Annotated in this window: 23 protein-coding genes; 16 read left to right on the forward strand and 7 right to left on the reverse strand. The window is 61.2% G+C overall.

Going from position 1 to position 21,705, the window contains the following annotated elements; translation table 11 throughout:
• Nucleotides 1-425 precede the first annotated feature (425 nt).
• From HU767_RS24005 to aroC, 3 genes are read right to left on the reverse strand one after another with little or no spacing between them, the layout of a single operon-like run.
• Nucleotides 426-971, reverse strand: coding sequence for an acireductone dioxygenase (locus tag HU767_RS24005; RefSeq protein ID WP_186730637.1), 546 nt, complete (start codon nt 969-971; stop codon nt 426-428).
• A 34-nt stretch (nt 972-1,005) separates the two neighbouring features.
• Nucleotides 1,006-2,151, reverse strand: coding sequence for an MFS transporter (locus HU767_RS24010; protein ID WP_186730638.1), 1,146 nt, complete (start codon nt 2,149-2,151; stop codon nt 1,006-1,008).
• A gap of 34 nt (nt 2,152-2,185) precedes the next feature.
• Complete coding sequence (gene aroC, locus HU767_RS24015; RefSeq protein ID WP_186710070.1) at nt 2,186-3,277, reverse strand: chorismate synthase; 1,092 nt, start codon at nt 3,275-3,277, stop codon at nt 2,186-2,188.
• A gap of 143 nt (nt 3,278-3,420) precedes the next feature.
• Between aroC and HU767_RS24020 the strand changes: the two genes are divergently transcribed.
• Both HU767_RS24020 and HU767_RS24025 read left to right on the forward strand, forming a co-directional pair.
• Entirely contained in the window at nt 3,421-4,386 is a 966-nt protein-coding gene (locus HU767_RS24020; RefSeq protein ID WP_186730655.1) for an alpha/beta fold hydrolase, read from the forward strand.
• Between the two features lie 106 nt (nt 4,387-4,492).
• Nucleotides 4,493-5,281, forward strand: coding sequence for a hypothetical protein (locus tag HU767_RS24025; RefSeq protein ID WP_186730639.1), 789 nt, complete (start codon nt 4,493-4,495; stop codon nt 5,279-5,281).
• A gap of 171 nt (nt 5,282-5,452) precedes the next feature.
• Here the strand turns inward: HU767_RS24025 and prmB are convergent, their stop codons facing one another.
• Entirely contained in the window at nt 5,453-6,361 is a 909-nt protein-coding gene (gene prmB, locus HU767_RS24030) for a 50S ribosomal protein L3 N(5)-glutamine methyltransferase (protein WP_186710074.1), read from the reverse strand.
• 254 nt (nt 6,362-6,615) lie between these two features.
• Here prmB and HU767_RS24035 point away from each other — a divergent pair, with 254 nt between their 5' ends.
• The 5 genes from HU767_RS24035 to HU767_RS24055 all read left to right on the forward strand — a co-directional run bounded on the left by HU767_RS24035 (nt 6,616) and on the right by HU767_RS24055 (nt 9,387).
• Nucleotides 6,616-7,206 (forward strand): cysteine hydrolase family protein, encoded by a 591-nt coding sequence (locus HU767_RS24035; protein ID WP_014339619.1) that lies wholly within the window; start codon nt 6,616-6,618, stop codon nt 7,204-7,206.
• 130 nt (nt 7,207-7,336) lie between these two features.
• Nucleotides 7,337-7,657: a hypothetical protein gene (locus HU767_RS24040; RefSeq protein WP_186710076.1), complete on the forward strand. Its 321-nt coding sequence runs from the start codon at nt 7,337-7,339 to the stop codon at nt 7,655-7,657.
• 73 nt (nt 7,658-7,730) lie between these two features.
• Nucleotides 7,731-8,288: a Smr/MutS family protein gene (locus tag HU767_RS24045; RefSeq protein WP_025214971.1), complete on the forward strand. Its 558-nt coding sequence runs from the start codon at nt 7,731-7,733 to the stop codon at nt 8,286-8,288.
• Nucleotides 8,289-8,365: 77 nt separating this feature from the next.
• Entirely contained in the window at nt 8,366-8,911 is a 546-nt protein-coding gene (gene folE / locus HU767_RS24050) for a GTP cyclohydrolase I FolE (RefSeq protein ID WP_003204506.1), read from the forward strand.
• Nucleotides 8,912-9,015: 104 nt separating this feature from the next.
• Nucleotides 9,016-9,387 carry a glutathione S-transferase N-terminal domain-containing protein gene (locus HU767_RS24055; protein WP_186710078.1) on the forward strand — a complete coding sequence of 124 codons (372 nt, stop codon included), beginning with the start codon at nt 9,016-9,018 and terminating at the stop codon, nt 9,385-9,387.
• A 144-nt stretch (nt 9,388-9,531) separates the two neighbouring features.
• On the opposite strand, the gene HU767_RS24060 is transcribed toward HU767_RS24055, so the two are convergent.
• The gene (locus HU767_RS24060; protein WP_186730640.1) at nt 9,532-10,698 is read right to left on the reverse strand and encodes a PLP-dependent aminotransferase family protein; all 1,167 of its coding nucleotides are present in this window, start codon (nt 10,696-10,698) and stop codon (nt 9,532-9,534) included.
• An 80-nt stretch (nt 10,699-10,778) separates the two neighbouring features.
• Here HU767_RS24060 and HU767_RS24065 point away from each other — a divergent pair, with 80 nt between their 5' ends.
• From HU767_RS24065 to HU767_RS24075, 3 genes are all read left to right on the forward strand, one after another.
• Nucleotides 10,779-11,216, forward strand: coding sequence for a MarR family transcriptional regulator (locus HU767_RS24065; protein WP_186710087.1), 438 nt, complete (start codon nt 10,779-10,781; stop codon nt 11,214-11,216).
• Nucleotides 11,217-11,550: 334 nt separating this feature from the next.
• The gene (locus HU767_RS24070; protein ID WP_186730641.1) at nt 11,551-12,900 is read left to right on the forward strand and encodes an NCS2 family permease; all 1,350 of its coding nucleotides are present in this window, start codon (nt 11,551-11,553) and stop codon (nt 12,898-12,900) included.
• A 62-nt stretch (nt 12,901-12,962) separates the two neighbouring features.
• Nucleotides 12,963-13,589 (forward strand): LysE family translocator, encoded by a 627-nt coding sequence (locus HU767_RS24075; RefSeq protein ID WP_186710089.1) that lies wholly within the window; start codon nt 12,963-12,965, stop codon nt 13,587-13,589.
• Between the two features lie 195 nt (nt 13,590-13,784).
• Here HU767_RS24075 and uraH read toward each other — a convergent pair whose 3' ends face one another.
• Entirely contained in the window at nt 13,785-14,138 is a 354-nt protein-coding gene (gene uraH / locus HU767_RS24080) for a hydroxyisourate hydrolase (protein ID WP_186730642.1), read from the reverse strand.
• Between the two features lie 413 nt (nt 14,139-14,551).
• Between uraH and puuE the strand changes: the two genes are divergently transcribed.
• From puuE to HU767_RS24110, 6 genes are all read left to right on the forward strand, one after another.
• On the forward strand, nt 14,552-15,478 hold the full coding sequence (gene puuE / locus HU767_RS24085) for an allantoinase PuuE (protein ID WP_186710100.1): 927 nt from the start codon (nt 14,552-14,554) through the stop codon (nt 15,476-15,478).
• Nucleotides 15,475-15,990: a 2-oxo-4-hydroxy-4-carboxy-5-ureidoimidazoline decarboxylase gene (uraD, locus tag HU767_RS24090; RefSeq protein ID WP_039594512.1), complete on the forward strand. Its 516-nt coding sequence runs from the start codon at nt 15,475-15,477 to the stop codon at nt 15,988-15,990. Before puuE ends, uraD begins: the two co-directional genes overlap by 4 nt.
• A 68-nt stretch (nt 15,991-16,058) precedes the next feature.
• Nucleotides 16,059-17,054: an allantoicase gene (gene alc / locus HU767_RS24095; protein WP_186730643.1), complete on the forward strand. Its 996-nt coding sequence runs from the start codon at nt 16,059-16,061 to the stop codon at nt 17,052-17,054.
• A gap of 121 nt (nt 17,055-17,175) precedes the next feature.
• Nucleotides 17,176-17,679, forward strand: a complete 504-nt coding sequence (locus tag HU767_RS24100) for an ureidoglycolate lyase (RefSeq protein WP_186730644.1) — start codon at nt 17,176-17,178, stop codon at nt 17,677-17,679.
• Nucleotides 17,680-17,730: 51 nt separating this feature from the next.
• Nucleotides 17,731-19,032: a urate hydroxylase PuuD gene (locus HU767_RS24105; RefSeq protein ID WP_186730645.1), complete on the forward strand. Its 1,302-nt coding sequence runs from the start codon at nt 17,731-17,733 to the stop codon at nt 19,030-19,032.
• Between the two features lie 492 nt (nt 19,033-19,524).
• Nucleotides 19,525-20,310 (forward strand): outer membrane protein OmpK, encoded by a 786-nt coding sequence (locus HU767_RS24110; RefSeq protein ID WP_186710111.1) that lies wholly within the window; start codon nt 19,525-19,527, stop codon nt 20,308-20,310.
• Nucleotides 20,311-20,523: 213 nt separating this feature from the next.
• Here HU767_RS24110 and HU767_RS24115 read toward each other — a convergent pair whose 3' ends face one another.
• Entirely contained in the window at nt 20,524-21,678 is a 1,155-nt protein-coding gene (locus HU767_RS24115) for a patatin-like phospholipase family protein (protein WP_186710114.1), read from the reverse strand.
• Nucleotides 21,679-21,705 lie beyond the last annotated feature (27 nt).

Here is a 21,705-nt window from a genome sequence, read left to right on the forward strand (position 1 = left end):
GATCTTGGGTGTTCATGAGTCTTGTGTTCACCGCAGATCCATTGTGGGAGCGGGCTTGCTCGCGAAGGCGGTGGATCAGTTTGCGGTGATGTTGGATGTGCCAGCCTCTTCGCGAGCAGGCTCGCTCCCACAGGGGATCTTGGGTGTTCATGAGTCTTGTGCTCACCGCAGATCCATTGTGGGAGCGAGCCTGCTCGCGAAGGCGGTGGGTCAGTTGGCGGTGATGTTGGATGTGCCGACCTCATCGCGAGCAGGCTCGCTCACAGGGGATCTTGGGTGTTCATGAGTCTTGTGTTCACCGCAGATCCATTGTGGGAGCGGGCTTGCTCGCGAAGGCGGTGGATCAGTTTGCGGTGATGCTGGATGTGGCGGCCTCATCGCCGTTACCGCAGCAATGGATATACACACCAACCCTAAGAACGCGGTCAATCTTCCAAACGAGAAAACCGTCGAGCAATATCATTTCCAGTAAGCTCAGCAACCGCCCCCTGCAAATCACCAGACAACCGAATCGAAACGAAATACGGCCGCTCCCCCCCATCAAACCAATGCGGCATACCAGCAGGCACCGTGATCAAATCGTTCCTTTCACACAATACAGCGAAGACATAATCGCCAATGTGCAGGTTAAACAACCCTCGACCACTGACGAAAAACCGTACCTCGTCCTGGCTATGGCGATACTCATCAAGCCACTCAGCCTGCGGCTCGGCCTGTTCCGAGTGATCGCTTCTAACGCTAACCACATCGACCGCAACATACCCCCGCTCAGTCATCAACCCATCGATCTGAACCTGGTAAGCCGCAATGATCTCCTCCTCACTGGCACCCGGCTGGATTTTCACCGCCGCTTCCCAACGATCAAAACGAACACCTTGCTCAGCCAACGTCGCGGCAATGTCCTCGAAGTGGGTCAACACCTTGTTCGGAATCTCAGGGCTCGAAACGTGATAGACGGACAGGCTACTCATGAAAATGGCTCCAGCAAATTAACGGTTCGAAGGCTCATGGCCGGTCCTCTTGCATACGTGTCGCAATGATAACGGCTGCCGCAAAGGCCGCGAGGCTGGCGAGGCTGAACGTCCAACTGGCGCCCAGGGCATTCCAACTGTAGCCGGAATACAACGCGCCCAAGGCCCCGCCCGTGCCGGCCAGCGCCGCATACAGCGCCTGCCCCTGGCCTTGCTGGCGAGGGCCGAAGCTGCGTTGCACGAAATGGATGGCGGCGGCGTGAAAGCTGCCGAAGGTCGCCGCGTGCAACACCTGGGCAAACAACAATACCCAGAGAAATTCGGCCAGCGAACCCAGCAACAACCAGCGCAACGCCGCCAGCAGGAAACTCGCCAGCAGTACCCGGCGCACGGAAAACCGCGCCAGGATCCGGCTCATCAGCAGGAAGACCAACACCTCTGCCACCACGCCGACCGCCCAGAGCAGGCCGATCAAACCGCGACTGTAGCCCAGGCGTTCGAGGTGCAACGTCAGGAAGGTATAATACGGCCCGTGACTCACCTGCATCAGGCCCACGCAGGTGTAGAACGCCAGTACGCCAGGGTTGCGCAGTTGCCGCAGGAAGCCCTCCCCCGCGACTCGCGGCCCCTGCAATGGTTGGGCATTGGGCACCCAGAAACTGGCAAGGACGATGCCGGCCATGATCAACACCAGGGCCACCGGGTAGATGTCCAGGCTCAGCCATTCGAACAAGCGACCGAGCACGACCACAGTGATGATGAAACCGATGGAGCCCCACAGGCGGATCTGGCTGTAGCGCGAGGCCTGCCCGCTCAGATGGGCCAAGGTAATGACTTCGAACTGCGGCAACACCGCGTGCCAGAAAAATGCGTGTAACGCCATGACCATCGCCAGCCAGGCGTAGCTTTTGTCGATGAAGATCAGCGAGAAGGCCAACAGCGTGCAGATCGCGCCAAACCGCACGATTGCCAGGCGTCGGCCGGTGTAATCCCCCAGCCAACCCCAGATGTTCGGCGCCACGCAACGCATCAGCATGGGGATGGCCACCAGCTCGCCGATGCGCGCCGCGTTGAACCCCAGGTGATCGAAATACAGCGCCAGGAACGGCGCCGTCGAACCGAGCAGCGCGAAATAGAACAGATAGAAGCTGGAAAGCCGCCAGTACGGCAGTGCCGCCACGGTCGTCAGGCCACGGCGACTGGCAGGCCGACCATCAAAGCTGCCCCAGCACCGGGGTGCTGACGCGCACGTCGGCGTTCTGGCCGCGATGACGCAGCAGGTGATCCATCAGCACGATGGCCATCATCGCCTCGGCGATGGGCGTGGCACGAATGCCGACGCAGGGGTCGTGACGGCCCTTGGTGATCACATCGACCGGGTTGCCATGGATATCGATGGAGCGCCCCGGCGTGGTGATGCTGGACGTCGGCTTCAAGGCCAGGTGCGCCACGATCGGCTGGCCCGAGGAAATGCCGCCGAGGATGCCACCGGCATTATTGCTGAGGAAACCCTCAGGCGTCAGTTCGTCACGGTGCTCGGTGCCACGCTGGGCGACGCAGGCAAAACCGGCGCCGATTTCCACGCCTTTCACCGCGTTGATGCTCATCAGCGCATGAGCCAGCTCGGCGTCGAGGCGGTCGAAGATCGGCTCGCCAAGGCCCGGCATCACGCCTTCGGCGACCACGGTGATCTTTGCGCCGACCGAGTCCTGGTCCCGGCGCAGTTGGTCCATGTAGGCCTCGAGTTCTGGCACCTTGTCCGGATCGGGACAGAAAAAGGCGTTCTGCTCCACCGAGTCCCAGGTCTTGAACGGGATTTCGATGGGGCCCAACTGACTCATGTAACCACGGATGACGATGCCCTGGCTGGCCAGGTACTTCTTGGCAATCGCCCCGGCCGCCACGCGCATGGCGGTTTCCCGGGCCGAGCTGCGACCGCCGCCACGGTAGTCGCGCTCACCGTATTTGTGGTGGTAGGTGTAGTCGGCGTGGGCCGGGCGGAACAGGTCCTTGATGGCCGAGTAGTCCTTGGACTTCTGGTCGGTGTTGCGAATCAACAGGCCGATGGCGCAGCCGGTGGTGCGCCCTTCGAACACGCCGGAGAGGATCTCAACTTCATCGGCTTCCTGGCGCTGGGTGGTGTGGCGGCTGGTGCCGGGCTTGCGGCGGTCCAGGTCACGCTGCAGGTCGTCCAGGGAAATCTCCAGGCCCGGCGGGCAGCCGTCGACAATGGCGACCAACGCCGGGCCATGGCTTTCGCCCGCGGTGGTGACAGTGAACAGCTTGCCGTAGGTATTGCCGGACATGCAGGGTGCTCCGTGAAAAACGCTGAGAGACTCAACCTTGGATTCGTAGTGGGCGCCAGTATACGCAGGCTCCCCGCGTAGTTCATCCTCGAACCTTATCGGCGGCCACCAGTCCAACCGGCACCCTCGCAACTAATGGCGTGATGATGTTAAAGCTGCTAGCCCTAAGCCTTACCTTGTTCACCGGCCTGTTTTCCTGCCTGGCCCAGGCCACGGTGCTGCAACGCCCGATCAGCCTCGACACCGGCAATGGCGAACTATTCGGCTCATTGTTGCTGCCCAAGTCCGACACGCCCGTGCCGGTTGTCCTGATCATTTCCGGATCCGGTCCTACAGACCGCGACGGTAACAACCCCGAGGGCGGGCGCAACGACAGCCTCAAGCGCCTGGCCTGGGTCCTGGCCAGGCACAACATTGCCAGCGTGCGCTATGACAAACGCGGCGTGGCCGCCAGCCTCGCAGCGACGCCGGACGAGCGCAACCTGAGCGTCGAGGCCTATGTCGCCGATACCGTGGCCTGGAGCCGCAAGCTCGCCGCCGACCCACGCCTGGGCCCGTTGATCCTGCTGGGCCACAGCGAAGGCGCGTTGATCGCCAGCCTCGCCGCGCCCCAGGCCAACGCGGCGGCGGTCATTTCCCTGTCCGGCAGTGCCCGACCAATCGACCAGGTACTGCGCCAACAATTGAGCAACCGCCTGCCACCGCCGCTGATGTTGCGCAGCAATGAGCTGCTCGACAGCCTCAAGGCCGGGCGACTCGACGACAACGTGCCGACGCAACTGCGAGTGATTTTCCGCCCCAGCGTACAACCCTACCTGATCTCGTTGTTCCGCCAGGACCCGGCCCGGGCCTTCGCCGCGTTGAAGATGCCGGCCTTGATCATCCAGGGCAGCAACGACATCCAGGTCAGCGTCGATGATGCCCGGCAGTTGAAAGCCGCCAAGCCCGACGCCGAACTGGCGCTGATCGAGGGCATGAATCACGTGATGCGCATCGTGCCCAACGACGTGAAACGGCAACTGGCCTCCTATAAGGACCCCAACTTGCCCCTGGCGGCCGAACTCGGTGCGCGGATTCTGCGTTTTATTGACTCGTTAGCCGCGCGTTAGGCGGTTTTAGTCGATTTAATTTCAGTAATGGCAAAAATGGCCGATAACCCGGTGTCGGATAGCGCAATGGCTACCGACCCGCCGGCCTGGACAGGATTTTGCCGTTATGACTGAAACTCAAGCTTCCCCCGACACCGCTGCCGAAGCCCCCGCCTCGCCTGCGGTGGAGCTGCCGTGGGCCGACGTGCATACCGAGCATCACAAAATGCTCCGCCTGGCGCCGCTCAAGACCGACCGTGCCACCGGTGTTCGGCCGTTGCGGTTTGTCGAGTTCAGCTATGTCGAGCGCCACAGCAAGGAACGCAGCCTGCTGCGCATGACCCTCCAGCTGCCGAACCAGCGGGTGCGCAAGGAACAGAATCATCTGGACGTCTGGGCCGATCACGTCGAGAAACGCCTGACTTTTTCCCCGGACAACCTGCAAGTCGAGCCGTTGAACCGTGGCATCGGCCGTTTCCTCGCGGCCCAGGGTATTACCTGGGCCAAGAAACGCTGGTCGGCCTATCAGGTAGACGGCACCGACCTGGATAACAAGGACGCCCTGAACGAAGACACGCGCCTGCGCCGCGATCGCTTCCTCAAGGCCCAGGGTTTCGAGGTGGCCTACGCCGACGCCCAGCACCTCAAGGGTAGTATCAAGTCGGCCCAGGTTGGCGATTTGGTCGGCGACTGGAACACCGAGAAGCTGCAGTTCGTGACCATCCTCGAAGCCGCGCAGATGCTGCAACAAGCCGAGCAGAACCTGGCGGAACAGGAAGTCAAACTCAAGCAGCAGGAAGAGAAGGTCACCAAGTTCAAGCGCGAAGACACCGGCTTGCGCTTCACCATCACCTGCCTGGTGGCCTTCGCCATGTTTCAGGCGGGGTTGCTGATCTGGATTGCGACGCGGCACTGATCCCAACGTTGAATGAGATGACCACATCCAATCCCGTGGCGAGGGAGCTTGCTCCCGCTCGGCTGCGCAGCAGTCGTAAATCTGGCAAATATCATTTTGAGCCATTAAAGCGGGGGCTGCTTCGCAGCCCAGCGGGAGCAAGCTCCCTCGCCACAAAAGCGGTCACAGAGATCAAACCCGCGAAGCAAACAACCCCTGGTGTTGGCGGCACTGCTCGGCGCTGAGCATGAACACGCCATGCCCGCCGCGCTCGAAGTCCAGCCAGGCGAAATCGACTTCGGGGTACAGCGCCTCGACGTGCACCTGGCTGTTGCCCACCTCGACAATCAACAGCCCCTTCTCGGTCAGATGATCGGCCGCCTCGGCCAGCATCCGCCGAACCAGGTCCAGGCCGTCATCGCCACAGGCCAGGCCCAATTCCGGCTCGTGCTGGTATTCCTGGGGCATATCGGCGAAATCTTCCGCATCGACGTAGGGCGGGTTCGACACGATCAGGTCGAAACGTTGCCCTGGCAACCCTTCAAAACCATCACCCTGGACGGTGAACACGCGCTCATCGACACCGTGGCGCTCGATGTTCTGGTTGGCCACTTCCAGCGCTTCGAACGACAGGTCGGCCAGCACCACTTCGGCTTCCGGGAATTCATAGGCACAGGCGATGCCGATGCAGCCGGAACCGGTGCACAGATCGAGAATCCGTGCCGGCGCTTGGCCCAACCAAGGCTCGAAACGCTTTTCGATCAGCTCACCGATGGGCGAGCGCGGAATGAGCACGCGCTCATCAACAATGAACGACATCCCGCAGAACCAGGCCTCACCCAACAGGTAGGCCGTCGGAATGCGCTCGGCAATGCGTCGGCGCAGCAGACGCTGCACATGGACCAGTTCTTCGTCTTCAAGACGGCAGTCCAGGTAGCTGTCGGCGATTTCCCACGGCAGATGCAACGCGCCCAACACCAGTTGCCTGGCTTCGTCCCACGCATTATCGGTGCCATGGCCGAAAAACAGATCCTCTCCATGGAAACGGCTGACGGCCCAACGGATATGGTCGCGCAGGGTACGGAGACGGGAAGTGATCACGGCGGCAAACTCCAGAAAAATCGACGGGCGAGTCTACCAGTCAAACGCGGCGTCACCCAAACGCGCCCCGATGACGAACGAAAAGCGCCGGACCAACCGTAGGAATCATCCGTTTTTTGCATCGCCTATTGAACGAGACGAGCATCTTGACAAGGCTGTAGGCCAGCAACGGCGGCCCTTGCGATGGAAGCGATTCACAGAACCGCTCAGCCAGAGGAGAATGTCGCAAAAGCCCCACTCGAAGGAGCCCCAGAATGTCCGTTCCAAAAACGATGTTTCAACTCAGCGGCCGTGGTTATGCAGCGGCCAACCTGAGTCAAGCGACCTTGATCATCATCGATGCCCAGAAAGAATACCTCGCCGGGCCCCTGGCCCTGAGCGGCATGGATGCAGCCGTCGCGAACATCAAGCAATTGCTCGGCGCGGCCCGCGCAGCCGGTCGCCCGATCGTGCATGTGCGCCACCTGGGCACCCATGGCGGGCTGTTCGATCCACAAGGTGAACGCGGGGAGTTCATCCCCGGCCTCGAACCCCAGGGCGACGAAACCGTGGTCGAAAAGCTGCTGCCCAGCGCCTTCCATGGCACCGAGCTGAAAAAACGCCTGGAAGACTTCGGCCCCCTGGACCTGATCGTGTGCGGGTTCATGAGCCATTCCAGTGTCAGCACCACCGTGCGCGCCGCCAAGAACCTGGGCTTTCGCTGCACCCTGGTGGAAGACGCCTGCGCCACGCGCGACTTGCCGTACAAGGGCGGTGTCCTCAGCGCCGAGCACGTGCAGCAGACCGAAATGGCGATCATGGCCGACAACTTCGCCACCCTGGCCCTGACCCGCGACTTCATCTGATGCGCCTTGATGAGCGGCCACTCCCGCCGCTCATCCGCAAAAGCCTCTCATTTGCCGCAATTGCCCTACCTTCAGGAACAACCCGAATATCTTCCGGTCGAAGGGCCGATACCCATTGAGGAAGGTCGGAATGAAGTTATCCGATGGTTTTGACGCACGTCGCTTGCGGCCCAAGGGCCCAAGTAACTGGCGGTTTCGTTTCGGCGCGGCGATCGCTGCGCTGCTGGCAACACTCGGTGTACTGCTGGCCATGGCCGGTGCCGCCAGCCTGCTGGGCCGCCCTCCCGCACTGGGCGAGTTGAATGCCACCCCAATGGGTTCGACGATCATCCTGGCAGTCGGGCTTTTCGTACTGTTGCTGGGCGTCTGGCTCTGGCGCCGCTGCCGCCGTCGCGCCCGCCAATCCCTGGAGCTGGCCATGGCTCCGCACCTGATGAAAAAGCACGACTGACTCGCCACCCGACGTTTTGTCGCGCCGGATCCCGCCAGAGTTGGGTAAACTGGCCGGCTTCGCGGAGGCTGACATGCAAGACGACGACTTTTCCCTGTTCAAGAGTGCGATCCAGGGCGTAAAACCGATCAAACACGACCGTGCCGAGACCGGCAAGCCCAAGGCCGATCGCGCGCAAATCGCCAAGCTGCGCCAGGCCGCCACCGTGCGCACCGACGCCACCACCGTGGACGGCTTGTCCGATCAGTTCGTGATCGACGTCGGGCCGGAAGACGAGTTGATGTGGGCCCGCGACGGTGTCCAGGAAAGCCAGATGCGCAAGCTGAAGGTCGGCCAGATTCCCTTCGAAGGCAGCCTCGACCTGCACGGCATGACCGTCGAAAAGGCCCGGGAAACCCTTTGGGCGTTCCTGGCCGAAGCCACCAAGTTCGAAATCCGCTGCGTGCGCGTCACCCATGGCAAAGCCGTGCGCCTGGACGGCAAGCGGCCGATGATCAAGAGCCACGTCAACACCTGGCTGCGCCAGCACCCGCAAGTGCTGGGCTTCACCTCCTGCCAGGCAAAACACGGCGGCGCCGGGGCGGTCTACGTGATGCTCAAGCGCACCATGATGGAAGGCCGCGACGAATAGCCCTCGCTTGCCGAGCTTGCAGCGCCGTGTCCGCCACCGTACCCTTGCCCTTTGCGTAAAATCCCACAGGTAGTTTCATGTCTCTGGAACAGAATTACACCGCGATTCTCGGCCAACTGGGCGAGGACGTTTCCCGCGAGGGCCTGCTCGACACGCCCAAGCGCGCTGCCAAGGCCATGCAGTACCTCTGCCGCGGTTATGAACAGACCCTGGAAGAAGTCACCAACGGTGCCTTGTTCAGCTCCGATAACAGCGAGATGGTGCTGGTCAAGGACATCGAGTTGTACTCGTTGTGCGAGCATCACTTGTTGCCTTTCATCGGCAAGGCCCACGTGGCCTACATCCCGAGCGGCAAGGTACTGGGGCTGTCGAAGGTCGCGCGTATCGTCGACATGTACGCCCGTCGCCTGCAGATCCAGGAAAACCTCAGCCGCCAGATCGCCGACGCGGTCCAGCAAGTGACCGGCGCCCTGGGCGTGGCGGTGGTGATCGAGGCCAAGCACATGTGCATGATGATGCGCGGTGTGGAAAAGCAGAATTCCTCGATGATCACTTCGGTGATGCTCGGCGAGTTCCGTGAAAACGCCGCCACTCGCAGCGAATTCCTCAGCCTTATCAAGTAACGCGTCGCAAGAAGAAAACCGGCATTGATCGCCGGTTTTTTTTCGCCCGTGAAAAATCAGGTAAGCTGCGCGCCCTCTTCTTCCCTGCCGCGAGGCTGAATACCGTGATCGTCAAAGCGCTTCGAGTTGGCTTGGGCCAGCTCATCATTTTCATCGACTTCATCACCCGCCCTGGCAAGAAACAGCGCCCGGCCGAGGCCCAGGCGCAGGTCGACCAGGCCGCTCGCAGCCTGACGCTGTATCAATTCCATGCCTGCCCGTTCTGCGTAAAGACTCGCCGTACCCTGCGTCGCCTCAACGTACCGGTGGCCCTGCGCGATGCGAAAAACAACGAGCAGGATCGTCAGACGCTGCTGGAGCAAGGGGGCAGGATCAAAGTGCCGTGCCTGCGCATTGAAGAGAATGGCGAGACCACCTGGATGTATGAGTCCAAGGTGATCATTGATTATTTGGATAAGCGGTTTTCTGCGGCCTGATAGTTTTATGGTGTGGCGACTGGCCTCATCGCGAGCAAGCTCGGCTCCCACAGAGAACAGTGGTGAATACAAATCCAGTGTTCACCAAGTCCCCTGTGGGAGCCGAGCCTGCTCGCGATGGGGCCAGCCCAGCCACCGCATAAATCAGGCTGCTTTTGCAGCCAACGCCTCCCGCACCACGCCCGCCAGCCGCTTGAGCCCTTCATCCAGCCGCGCCGGGTCGATGTGGCTGAAGTTCAAGCGCAAGTGCCCCGGATGCTGGTCCGGCTCAGGAAAGAACGGCTCTCCCGGCATGAATGCCACGTCGGCCGCCAGGGCGGCGGCGAGCAAGGTGCGGGTGTCCAGCGGTTGCCTGAGGGTCAGCCAGAAAAACAACCCGCCCTGGGGCACGTTCCAATCCGCGATATCAGCGAAATGCGTTTGCAACGCCGCCTGGAACCGATCGCGACGGTCCCGGTAGAAATCCCTCAACTCACTCAAATGGCTGCGGTACTGTTCGGTGCCGATCCATTGCAGCGCCTGCCACTGGCCGATGCGATTGGTGTGCAGGTCCGCCGATTGCTTGAGCCGCAGCAGGTGCGGAAACAGATCCGGGCTGGCGATCAGGTAACCCACCCGTAGCCCCGGCAGAAGGGTTTTCGACACGGTGCCCGTATAGATCCAACTGGCCTTCTTCAAGCGACTGACAATCGGCGTGGCACTGCCACCATCGAAGGTCAGCTCGCGGTAGGGCTCGTCCTCGATCAGGGTGACGCCAAACTCGTCCAGCAGTGCCGCCACCGCATCGCGCTTGGCCTCGCTGTAGCGCACCGCCGAAGGGTTCTGGAAAGTCGGGATCAAGTAGATAAACGCTGGGCGATGCTGCTCCAGCCGGGCCCGCAACTGCTGCAGGTCCGGGCCGTCGGCCTCCAGGGGAACGGTGATGCAGTCGGCGCCGAACAGCTGGAAAATCTGCAACGCTGCCAGATAGGTCGGTGCTTCGAGCATCACTTCGGTGCCCACGTCGATGTGCAGCTTGGCCGCCAAATCGAGGGTTTGCTGGGAGCCGCTGACCACCAGCACCTGGCTCGCCTCACAGGCCACGCCCAGCGCCCGCGCCTGGGCTGCCAGGGCCTCACGCAGGGCCGGTTCGCCTTCGCTCATGCCGTACTGGCCCATGGACAATGGCATGGCCGCCCATTCCACTTTCGGCAGCATGGCTTCGGCCGGCAGGCCGCCAGCGAACGACATCACCTCAGGACGCTGCGCCGCCGCGAGGATTTCTCGAATCAAAGAACTTTTGAGGCGCGAGACACGTTCGGAAAAAGCCATGGGTCACCTGTAGCCGGTCGCTGGAATAATGAGTCAAACTGGTTGACCGAAATTACGCCGACCTCTGTGGATACGTCAATATGCTTGACCTTAAAAACCCTGCCTCCCAACAAATGGCCATGGAAGCGTTTTTCTTCGGTTACCAGGCGTTCACCGCCAAGGCCGATGAAATGCTTGAGCGTCGTGGCTTGAGCCGGGTCCACCAGCGCATCGTCTTTTTCATCGCCCGCTATCCGTCATTGAGCGTAAAGGAATTGCTGGCCCTGCTTGGGGTGAGCAAGCAGGCGTTGAACATGCCGTTGCGGCAGTTGATGGAAATGCACTTGGTGAACAGCGTCGCGTCCGAGACCGACAAACGCAAACGGCTGCTGGAACTGACCGCCGAGGGCGGGCGGTTCGAGCAGGCGTTGCGGCGTGAACAGGTGAAATTGCTGGAGCGGGTGTTTGCCGACGCCGGGGAAGCGGCGGTGGATGGGTGGCTGGCGGTGAACCTGGCACTGGGGAAATCCAGTGACTGACGGCGTCTGATCCGACGCCATCGCGAGCAGGCTCGCTCCCACAGTGGGCTGTGATGAATGCAAGATTTGTGTTCACCCATGAACCCTGTGGGAGCGAGCCTGCTCGCGATAGCGTCCGCATAGGCGATATATCCCTATCGCCAAACATTTCGTCGACAACACAGAAAACATTATTTGCATTATTTGTATACAAAAGCATAATTCGCTTCGTGCGAGTTCCTGACCAACAGGTCAACATACCCTCGCCAGCCTTACCTGCCTCAGCGCATCGCGGCCACCCCCAGGGCGTGTGCGGTGCTGGAAATAACAATAAGACTCTTGAGGAGTACTCGCTGTGGAAAGCCGCAAACCCGAAGCCCGGACGCTGGACCTCTCGCCGCCACTACGCAGTGGCTGGCTTGAACGCCTCTTCAAACTCAGCTTGCATGGCACCACGGTGAAGACCGAGCTGATTGCTGGCCTGACGACCTTCATCACCATGGCCTACATCATCTTCGTCAACCCCAACATCATGGCCGACGCCGGCATCGATCACGGCGCCGCATTCGTCGCCACCTGCATCGCCGCGGCCCTGGGTTGCCTGCTGATGGGCCTGTACGCCAACTGGCCGGTGGGCCTGGCGCCGGGCATGGGTCTGAACGCCTTCTTCACCTACACCGTGGTCGGCACCATGGGCTACAACTGGGAAACCGCATTGGGCGCGGTGTTCATCTCCGGTGTGCTGTTCATGTTCCTGACCTTGTCACGGGTGCGCGAGTGGCTGCTCAACAGCATTCCGGTGAGCCTGCGCTTCGCCATGGGCGCGGGGGTCGGGTTGTTCCTCGGGCTGATCGGCCTGAAAACCGCCGGGATCATCGTCGACAGCCCTGCCACCTTGATCAAGCTCGGCTCGTTGCGCGAACCCGGTCCGTTGCTGGCCGCGGTGTGCTTCCTGATGATCGCCGTGCTCAGTTATCACCGTGTGTTCGGCGCGATCCTGATCAGCATCATCGCCGTGACCCTGGCCGGTTGGGGCCTGGGATTGGTGCAGTACAACGGCGTCATTTCGACGCCGCCGAGCCTGGCTCCGACCTGGATGGCGATGGACGTGGCCGGCGTGTTCAACATCAGCATGATCAGCGTGGTGCTGGCCTTCCTTTTCGTGCACATGTTCGACACCGCCGGCACCCTGATGGGCGTTGCCCAGCGCGCCGGCCTGGTGAAAGCCGATGGCAAGATCGAGAACCTGTCCCGCGCCTTGAAAGCCGACAGTGCCTCCAGCGTATTTGGCGCCATGGTCGGCGTGCCGCCGGTGACCAGCTACGTGGAAAGCGCCGCTGGTGTGGCGGCAGGTGGCCGCACGGGGCTTACCGCCGTGACCGTCGGTGTGCTATTTATTGCCGCCATGTTCTTCGCACCGCTGGCCGGGATGATCCCGGCCTACGCCACGGCCGGGGCCTTGATCTACGTCGCCATGCTGATGATGGGCGGCATGGCCCACATCGAATGGGACGAAGCAACCGACAGCATTCCGGCCATCGTCACGGCCATCATGATGCCCCTGACGTTCTCGGTCGCCGACGGCATCGCCCTGGGTTTCATCACCTATGTGGTGCTCAAGGCCGGCACCGGTAAACACAAGGAAATTTCCGTCAGCCTGTGGGTGCTTTGCGCGATCTTCATCGCCAAGTTCATCTTCTTGTAAGCGCAACCGTATTCACTCGCCTCACCCCCTGGGTGAGGCTTTTGTACATCAGGAGCAAAGCAATGAATCTGGAAACCTGGCTGTTGTTCAGTGGCGCCGCATTGGTGGTGATCCTCATCCCCGGCCCGTTGTCGTTGTTGATGATCGGCAATAGCCTGAACTACGGCCTGCGCCGCTCCTATCCGGCATTCCTGGGGGGCGTGATCGCGTCGATCTGCCTGCTGAGCGCTTCGGCGCTGGGGCTCGGTGCATTGTTGATGGCCTCGGAGCAGTTGTTCAGCGCCCTGAAGATCGTCGGCGCCCTCTACCTGTTCTACCTGGCCTGGCAGAGCTGGCAGCAATCGCGCCAACCGGCCCAAGGCGCCGAAGTGCCCCAGGCTGTCGCCGTCCCGCGCTTTCGCACCCTCTTCGGCCGCGCGTTCGTGCTGGGGGCAAGCAACCCGAAAGACATCCTGTTCTTCGCTGCGTTCCTGCCGCAATTCCTGAGCGCCGAACAGCCATTCCTGCCGCAACTGCTGATCATGATCGCCACTTGGACCGTACTCGACCTGCTGTGCAAGCTGGCTTATGGCCTCGGTGCCCACGGCGCGGCGCGGTATCTGCGTACGGGTAAAGGCCAGGGCTGGTTCAACCGGGTCAGCGCCGGGTTGTTTGGTGGCGCGGGGGCGGCCTCGTTGTTGAGTCGCTGAAAGGCAAAAGCTTCGCGAGCAAGCCCGCTCCCACAATTGGAATGCATTTCAAGTGTGGGAGCGGGCTTGCTCGCGAAGGCACCCTCCCAGACACCCCATTTTTCATGGACGAAAAAAAGCCCGCAGTGTGAGCGGGCTAAAAACCAAAGAAGCTAATGCGCAGTCGCTTCCAGGACAAGGCAGTTGCTTGGGGGATCAACTGCCTCGATACGTTGAATAGGCGTAGGGCGAAATCAACAAGGGCACGTGGTAATGGTCCTGCTCGGCCGAAATACCGAAGCGCAGCACCACCACATCCAGGAACGCTGGATCGGGCATTTGCACGCCACGGGCGCGGTAGTAATCACCGGCGTGGAATTGCAATTGATAAACGCCCGAACGGTAGTCATCTCCTTGCAACAGGGGCGCATCGCAACGGCCGTCGCTGTTGGTCAGTGCACAGGCGACCAGATGTAGTTGCGAATCTTCCACGCGGTACAGTTCGATCTTGATCGAGCTGCCCGGGCAGCCATGTGCGGCATCCAAAACGTGAGTAGTCAAACGTCCCATTGCTTGTGCGCGCCTCGCTGCAGTGCAGTCCGGCCCGACGCCTCCTGATTCAGTTGAAAGACAGGCCGCACCGTTTCGGAGCACGAAACGCCACGGCGATGAGCAAATTAAGACACTTTAAAAGAAAATTGTACACAATAAAAAACAGATATTTAGCCCTTCGACTGCGCGACGGCACGTCAACCCCAGGTTTAAGTCAAACCAATGAATACAAGACCCTCCCGACGATTCATTGACCGACTGGGCAGGTTTCTTGCAGTGTAGACCCTGCCAGGGCCACAGTGAAAAAGGCAAAAATTCAGGCTTACAAATCGCGCATAAAGTTGTATACAATCACTCCATCGTCGTGACGCCAGCCTGAAACTCATCACCGGGGCGCCACCTACATGGTTCGAACAAGAAGGAAAACTGCAGTGAGCGCTGACTACCCACGCGACCTGATCGGTTACGGCAGTAACCCTCCCCATCCCCATTGGCCGGGCAATGCTCGCATCGCCCTGTCCTTCGTGCTCAATTACGAAGAAGGCGGCGAGCGCAACGTCCTCCATGGCGACAAGGAATCCGAAGCGTTCCTTTCGGAGATGGTCGCGGCGCAACCGCTGCAGGGCGAGCGCAACATGAGCATGGAGTCGCTGTACGAGTATGGCAGCCGTGCCGGCGTCTGGCGTGTCCTCAAGCTGTTCAAGGAATTCGATATCCCGCTGACCGTTTTCGCCGTAGCCATGGCCGCCCAGCGCCATCCAGACGTGATTCGCGCCATGGTCGCCGCCGGCCACGAGATCTGCAGCCACGGCTATCGCTGGATCGACTACCAGTACATGGATGAGGCCCAGGAACGCGAGCACATGCTCGAAGCGATCCGCATCCTCACCGAAATCGCTGGCGAACGTCCGCTGGGCTGGTACACCGGCCGCACCGGCCCGAACACCCGTCGGCTGGTGATGGAAGAAGGCGGTTTCCTCTACGACAGCGACACCTACGACGACGACCTGCCCTACTGGGAGCCGAACAACCCCACCGGCAAGCCGCACCTGGTGATCCCCTACACCCTCGACACCAACGACATGCGCTTCACCCAGGTGCAGGGTTTCAACAAGGGCGATGATTTCTTCCAGTACCTCAAGGATGCTTTCGACGTGTTGTACGCCGAAGGGGCCGAGGCGCCGAAGATGCTTTCCATCGGCCTGCATTGCCGGCTGATCGGCCGCCCTGCGCGACTGGCCTCCCTCAAGCGCTTTCTCGAATACGTCAAAGGCCATGATCACGTCTGGTTCAGCCGTCGTGTCGACATCGCTCGCCACTGGCAGCAAACCCATCCGTATCAGGGAGCGTCCAAATGACCGCGTTCCAGACCCTCAAGCCTTCCACCTTGAGTCGCGAAGCGTTCGTCAAAGCCTTTGCCGATATCTACGAACATTCGCCATGGGTGGCCGAGAAGGCCTTCGACCTGGGCCAGGATCCCTCGATCGACGAAATCGAAACCCTGCACCAGCGCATGAGCGACATCCTGTTGAGTGCCGATCACGCCAGCCAACTGGCGCTGATCAACGCTCACCCGGACCTGGCCGGTAAAGCCGCCGTCCAGGGCCAACTGACCGAAGCCAGCACGAACGAACAGGCCGGCGCCGGTATTCACCAATGCACGGCCGAAGAGTTCCAGCGCTTCACCGAGCTGAACGACGCCTACAAGGCCAAGTTCAAGTTTCCCTTCATCATGGCGGTAAAAGGCAGCAACCGGCACCAGATCCTCGCGGCATTCGAAACGCGCATCCATCACTCGGCAGACGCCGAATTCAAATGCGCGCTGGCAGAGATCAACAAAATCGCGTTGTTCCGATTACTGACCCTTTAGCGAGCAGCCCTGCGACCCGAGGCCCTGCAAGCATCCCCAGCCAACCTATTTAAAGGCAGACAAGAAGAATGAAAGCTTACGCCGTACCTTTCGAGAAGTTCGTCAACCTGGCCGACGCCCGCCTGGGCACCAAGATCATCTCGGTCACCGATGACTGGTTCGCCGACGCCAACCGCCTGTTCCAGCCGACCCCGGCCGTGTGGAAGGAGGGCGTGTTCGATGACAATGGCAAGTGGATGGACGGCTGGGAATCGCGGCGCAAGCGCTTCGAAGGCTACGACAGCGCGGTGATCCGCCTCGGCGTGGCGGGCTCGATCAAGGGCGTGGACATCGACACCTCATTCTTCACCGGCAACTACCCACCGTCGGCCTCCCTGGAAGCCTGCTTCCTGAGCGAAGGCGAACCGGACGAAAACACCCAGTGGACTGAAGTACTGTCGGCCGTCGAATTGCAAGGCAACAGCCACCACTACCACGAAATCAGCAATGACCAGGCCTTCAGCCACCTGCGCTTCAACATCTATCCAGACGGCGGCGTGGCTCGCCTGCGGGTCTACGGCATTCCGTACCGCGACTGGTCGGCCGTGGGCGACAACGAACAGATCGACCTGGCCGCCGCCCTCAACGGTGGCCGCGCCCTGGCCTGCTCCGACGAACACTTCGGGCGCATGAGCAACATCCTCAACCCGGGCCGTGGCGTGAACATGGGCGATGGCTGGGAAACCGCCCGTCGTCGCACCCCGGGCAATGACTGGGTGATCGTCGCCCTGGGCCATGCCGGCATCGTTGAACAGGTCGTCGTCGACACCCTGCACTTCAAGGGCAACTACCCCGACAGCTGCTCGATCCAAGGCGCGTTCGTCAAGGGCGGCACCGACAGCCAGATCGAAACCCAGTCGCTGTTCTGGCGTGAACTGCTGCCGAGCCAGAAGCTGGAAATGCACGCCGAACACACCTTCGCCGAGCAGATCAAGACCCTGGGACCGATCACCCATATCCGCCTGAACGTGTTCCCGGACGGTGGCGTGAGTCGCCTGCGGGTGCTTGGCAAGGTAGCGAAGTAAGCGGCGCGCCCTTCGCGAGCAAGCCCGCTCCCACAGGGGAATGCATTCCAAATGTGGGAGCGGGCTTGCTCGCGAAGGCGCCAGAACAAACAACACAGAATTTTTGGATAAGAAGACCAGCATGCGCACTCTCAAGATCGAACCGTTGACCAAAGAAGCCTTCGCCCCGTTCGGTGACGTGATCGAAACCGACGGCAGCGATCACTTCATGATCAACAACGGTTCGACCATGCGCTTCCATCGCCTGGCGACGGTGGAAACCGCCACGCCGGACGACAAGGCGATCATCAGCATCTTCCGCGCCGACGCGCTGGACATGCCGCTGACCGTAAGCATGCTGGAGCGCCATCCGCTGGGCAGCCAGGCCTTCATTCCGCTGCTCGGCAACCCCTTTCTGATCGTGGTCGCGCCACTTGGCGATGCACCTGTATCAGGCTTGGTCCGCGCCTTCGTCACCAACGGCAGGCAGGGCATTAATTACCATCGCGGCGTCTGGCACCACCCGGTGCTGACGATCGAAAAGCGGGATGACTTCCTGGTGGTTGATCGCAGTGGCACAGGCAATAACTGCGATGAGCATTTTTTCAAAGAGGATGAGTGTTTGATCCTCGCCCCCCACCAATAAGAGAAGGTCCGATCACGCGAAAACAAGCGTGACGGGCGAGAGGTAAAGACTGTGGAAGCACATATGCTGGAATGGCTGAACCTGAGCATTCGCTGGGTTCACATGATCACTGGCGTGGCTTGGATCGGCGCGTCGTTCTACTTCGTCTGGCTGGAAAACAACCTCAATCGCGTCAACCCCAAGAGCGGCCTGGCCGGCGACCTGTGGGCCATCCATGGTGGCGGCATCTACCACCTGGAAAAATACAAACTCGCGCCACCGTCCATGCCGGACAACCTGCACTGGTTCAAATGGGAGGCCTACTTCACCTGGATGTCGGGCATCGCCCTGTTGTGCGTGGTGTTCTATTGGAACCCGACCGTCTACCTGCTGGCCCCCGGCAGCAGCCTGAGCGGTGCTGAAGGCGTGGCCCTGGGCATCGGTTCGTTGCTGGTCGGCTGGTTCGTCTATTCCTTTCTCTGCGACTCGGCCCTGGGCAAGCGCCCCGCCCTGCTCGGCCTGATTCTGTTCGTGCTGCTGATCGCCGCGGCCTACGGGTTCAGCAAGGTGTTCAGCGGTCGCGGGGCCTACCTGCATGTCGGGGCGGTCATCGGCACGATCATGGTGGGCAACGTGTTCCGCATCATCATGCCGGCACAACGGGCCCTGGTCGCGGCCATCGCCGAGAACCGTACCCCCGACCCGGCGCTGCCGGCCAAGGGCTTGCTGCGTTCGCGCCACAACAACTACTTCACCCTGCCGGTGCTGTTCATCATGATCAGCAACCACTTCCCGAGCACCTACGGCAGCCAATACAACTGGCTGATCCTGGCCGGTATCGCCGTGGCGGCGGTGTTGGTGCGGCATTACTTCAACACGCGCCATGACAGCAACCGGTTTGCCTGGACGCTGCCGGTCGGCGCCCTGGCGATGATTTGCCTGGCCTACGTCACCGGACCCAAACCCATCTCCAGCGCACCGGAAGTGGCAAAGGCGCCGGCCGCCATCGAGTACCAGCCCCTGCCGGAAACCGCCGTGGGCGGTGGCGCCAAGCCCGCAACGGCCCCGGCAGCGCCAGCGGAAAAACCGGCCCAGGCCGCCAGCCCCCAAGGCCCTTCGTTCGAGAAGGTCCACAGCGTGATCCAGGAACGCTGCTCGGTCTGCCACTCGGCCAAGCCCACCAGCCCGTTGTTCAGCGCCGCGCCGGGCGGGGTGATGTTCGACACGCCGCAGCAGATTCAGCAAGAAGCCGCGCGCATCCAGGCCCAGGCCGTAACCACCCAGATCATGCCGTTGGGCAACATCACCCAGATGACCCAGCAGGAACGCGACCTGATCGGCGCCTGGATCAATCAGGGCGCGCACACCAACTGAGCCACTGTTTTCAATAAAAGTCCTACCGCTGACAGGCCGACCGGCAATGACCGGTCGCCCGTCAGCGACTGCCTGCGCCTCAACAATAAAAACAAGAGGAAAGCACCTGATGACCAAGCCCTGCCATCACGCCCCAAATTCGCCATACACGCGCCGTTACAGGGCACTTGAGCCCTTCAGGACAAGCCCGTATCCTGCGCGGCCGTTCGAAACGGGCCGACAACAAAATCCCTTCCGATCCTGACCGAACTGCCAGCTTATTGCGGCACTGGCGGACATCAACGCGCCCCTGAACACAACTTTCCGACTGTTTCATAACGGCAGGGCAAGCCATTTCCGGTTTTTTCCGGACTTGGCTCAGCGCTTGCTATCAGCATTCGCCACGCTCAAAAAGCTGACCGAACGGATGTTTTCATCCGTGGAAAAAAGGCGCCACACCAGAGCGCTGACTCGAAAAAAAAGCGGTACCACTTACCTTTGGGAGCAAACCGAATGAAACGTACGTGCACCAGCCTGATACTCGCAGGATCCTTGCTGGCCGCAGGCCAGGCGATGGCCGACGGCCTGTTCCAGTGGCAGAACAACAGCCTGAGCTACCTGTATGGCAAGGATTTCCAGATCAACCCGCGTATCCAGCAGACCGTGACCTTCGAACACGCCGATGCCTGGAAATACGGGGACAACTTCTTCTTCCTCGATCGGATTTTCTATAACGGCCAGGACGACAGCCAGTCCGGCCCGAACACCTACTACGGTGAGTTCAGCCCGCGCCTGTCGTTCGGCAAGATCTTCGACCAGAAGCTGGAACTGGGGCCGATCAAGGATGTGCTGCTGGCCATGACCTATGAGTTCGGGGAAGGCGACAACGAGTCGTACCTGATCGGCCCGGGTTTCGACCTGGCGATTCCCGGCTTCGACTACTTCCAGCTGAACATCTACAACCGCCAGACCGAAGGCCCACGCGCCGGCGACAACGTCTGGCAGATCACTCCGGTCTGGGCCTACACCCTTCCGGTGGGTTCATCCGATATCCTGTTCGACGGGTTCATCGACTGGGTGGTGGACAACGACACCAATTCCAAGGGCACCTACCACGCCAACCTGCACATCGTCCCGCAGGTCAAATATGACTTGGGCAAGGCCTTGAAGCTCGGCGCCAAGCAGCTATACGTCGGGGTGGAATACGACTACTGGAAGAACAAGTACGCGATCGAAGACAGCGACGGGTTCAAGACCAACCAGAGCACGACCAGCTTTTTGCTGAAGTACCATTTCTGATCTGATTCATTGGGATCCAGAAGTCACCGCACAGCTTTTGTGGGAGCGGGCTTGCTCGCGAATGCGGACTATCAGCCAACATCAATGTTGAATGTTCAGTCGCCTTCGCGAGCAAGCCCGCTCCCACACTGGTTTGTGTATTGGGTTCAGTTTCAGCATCCACCCCGGATCCTCTGTAGGAGCGAGCCTGCTCGCGATCGCGGCGGAGCTGCTCTAAGCCAACCCCAGAAACCGACTCAACGCCTCACGCTGCGCCAACGCATCCTGGCGCCCCAGCTCGATCAGCTCGCTGCAATACCCCGCCTCGAACAACAGGTAGCTCAGCACCCCTGCGCCACTGGTCTTGGTCGCGCCCGGCCCGCGCAAGAAGACGCGCAACGCACGGGGCAACTCCTGGCGATGGCGGGCGGCGATTTCGTCGATCGGTTGGCTGGGTGAAATCACCAGCACGTCCACCGGTGCGGCGCCGAGGGCGTGGGCCGGGACGTCATCGGGCAGCAAGTGGCTGAAGCCGTTCAGGCGCTCAAGCAACTCGATGTCGCTTTCCAGGCTGTCGATGAACGTGCTGTTGAGCATATGACCGCCGATCTGCGCCAGGGTCGGTTGCAGGCCGGTGTAGCTGCGCTCGCGCGGATCTTGCCCGCCGGCGCCACGGGGATTGCCGCTGACACCGATCACCAGCACACGGTTGGCCCCCAGGTGCAGGGCTGGGCTGATGGGCGCCGATTGCCGCACCGCGCCGTCGCCGAAATATTGCGGGCCGATCCTGACCGGCGCGAACAACAATGGAATCGCCGAACTGGCCAGTAAATGCTCCACCGACAACTGCGTCGGCACACCGATACGCCGATGGCGCAACCAGGCATCGATGGTCCCGCGCCCCTGATAGAACGTAACGGCCTGGCCGGATTCATAACCGAACGCCGTCACCGCCACCGCCCGCAACTGCTGCTCGGCGATGGCCTGCTCGATGCCCGAGGCGTGGAACTGGGCCTGGAGCAGTTCGCGCAACGGCGAACTGTCGATCAGCGCCACTGGCAACTTGGCCCCCAGGCCCAGCAGGCTGTGGAAGAAGAAACGCATCGATTGGGCCAGCACGCCCCGCCAGTCGCTGCGCATGACTTGATGGCTGCGCACCGCTTGCCAGAATGCGGTCAGCCGCTCGATGGCCGTCTTGAAGTCCATCGCCCCGCTCGCCAGGCTGACCGCGTTGATCGCCCCGGCCGAGGTGCCGACAATCACCGGAAACGGGTTATCCGCCCCATCCGGCAGCAATTCGGCGATGGCCGCCAGTACGCCTACCTGATACGCCGCTCGAGCCCCGCCGCCGGAAAGAATCAAACCTGTAACCGGTTCAGCTGGGGTCATCGCAATGCTCCGTGCTCAAGGTGATAT

This window comes from Pseudomonas sp. SWRI179, assembly GCF_014268705.1.
Lineage (GTDB): Bacteria > Pseudomonadota > Gammaproteobacteria > Pseudomonadales > Pseudomonadaceae > Aquipseudomonas > Aquipseudomonas zanjanensis.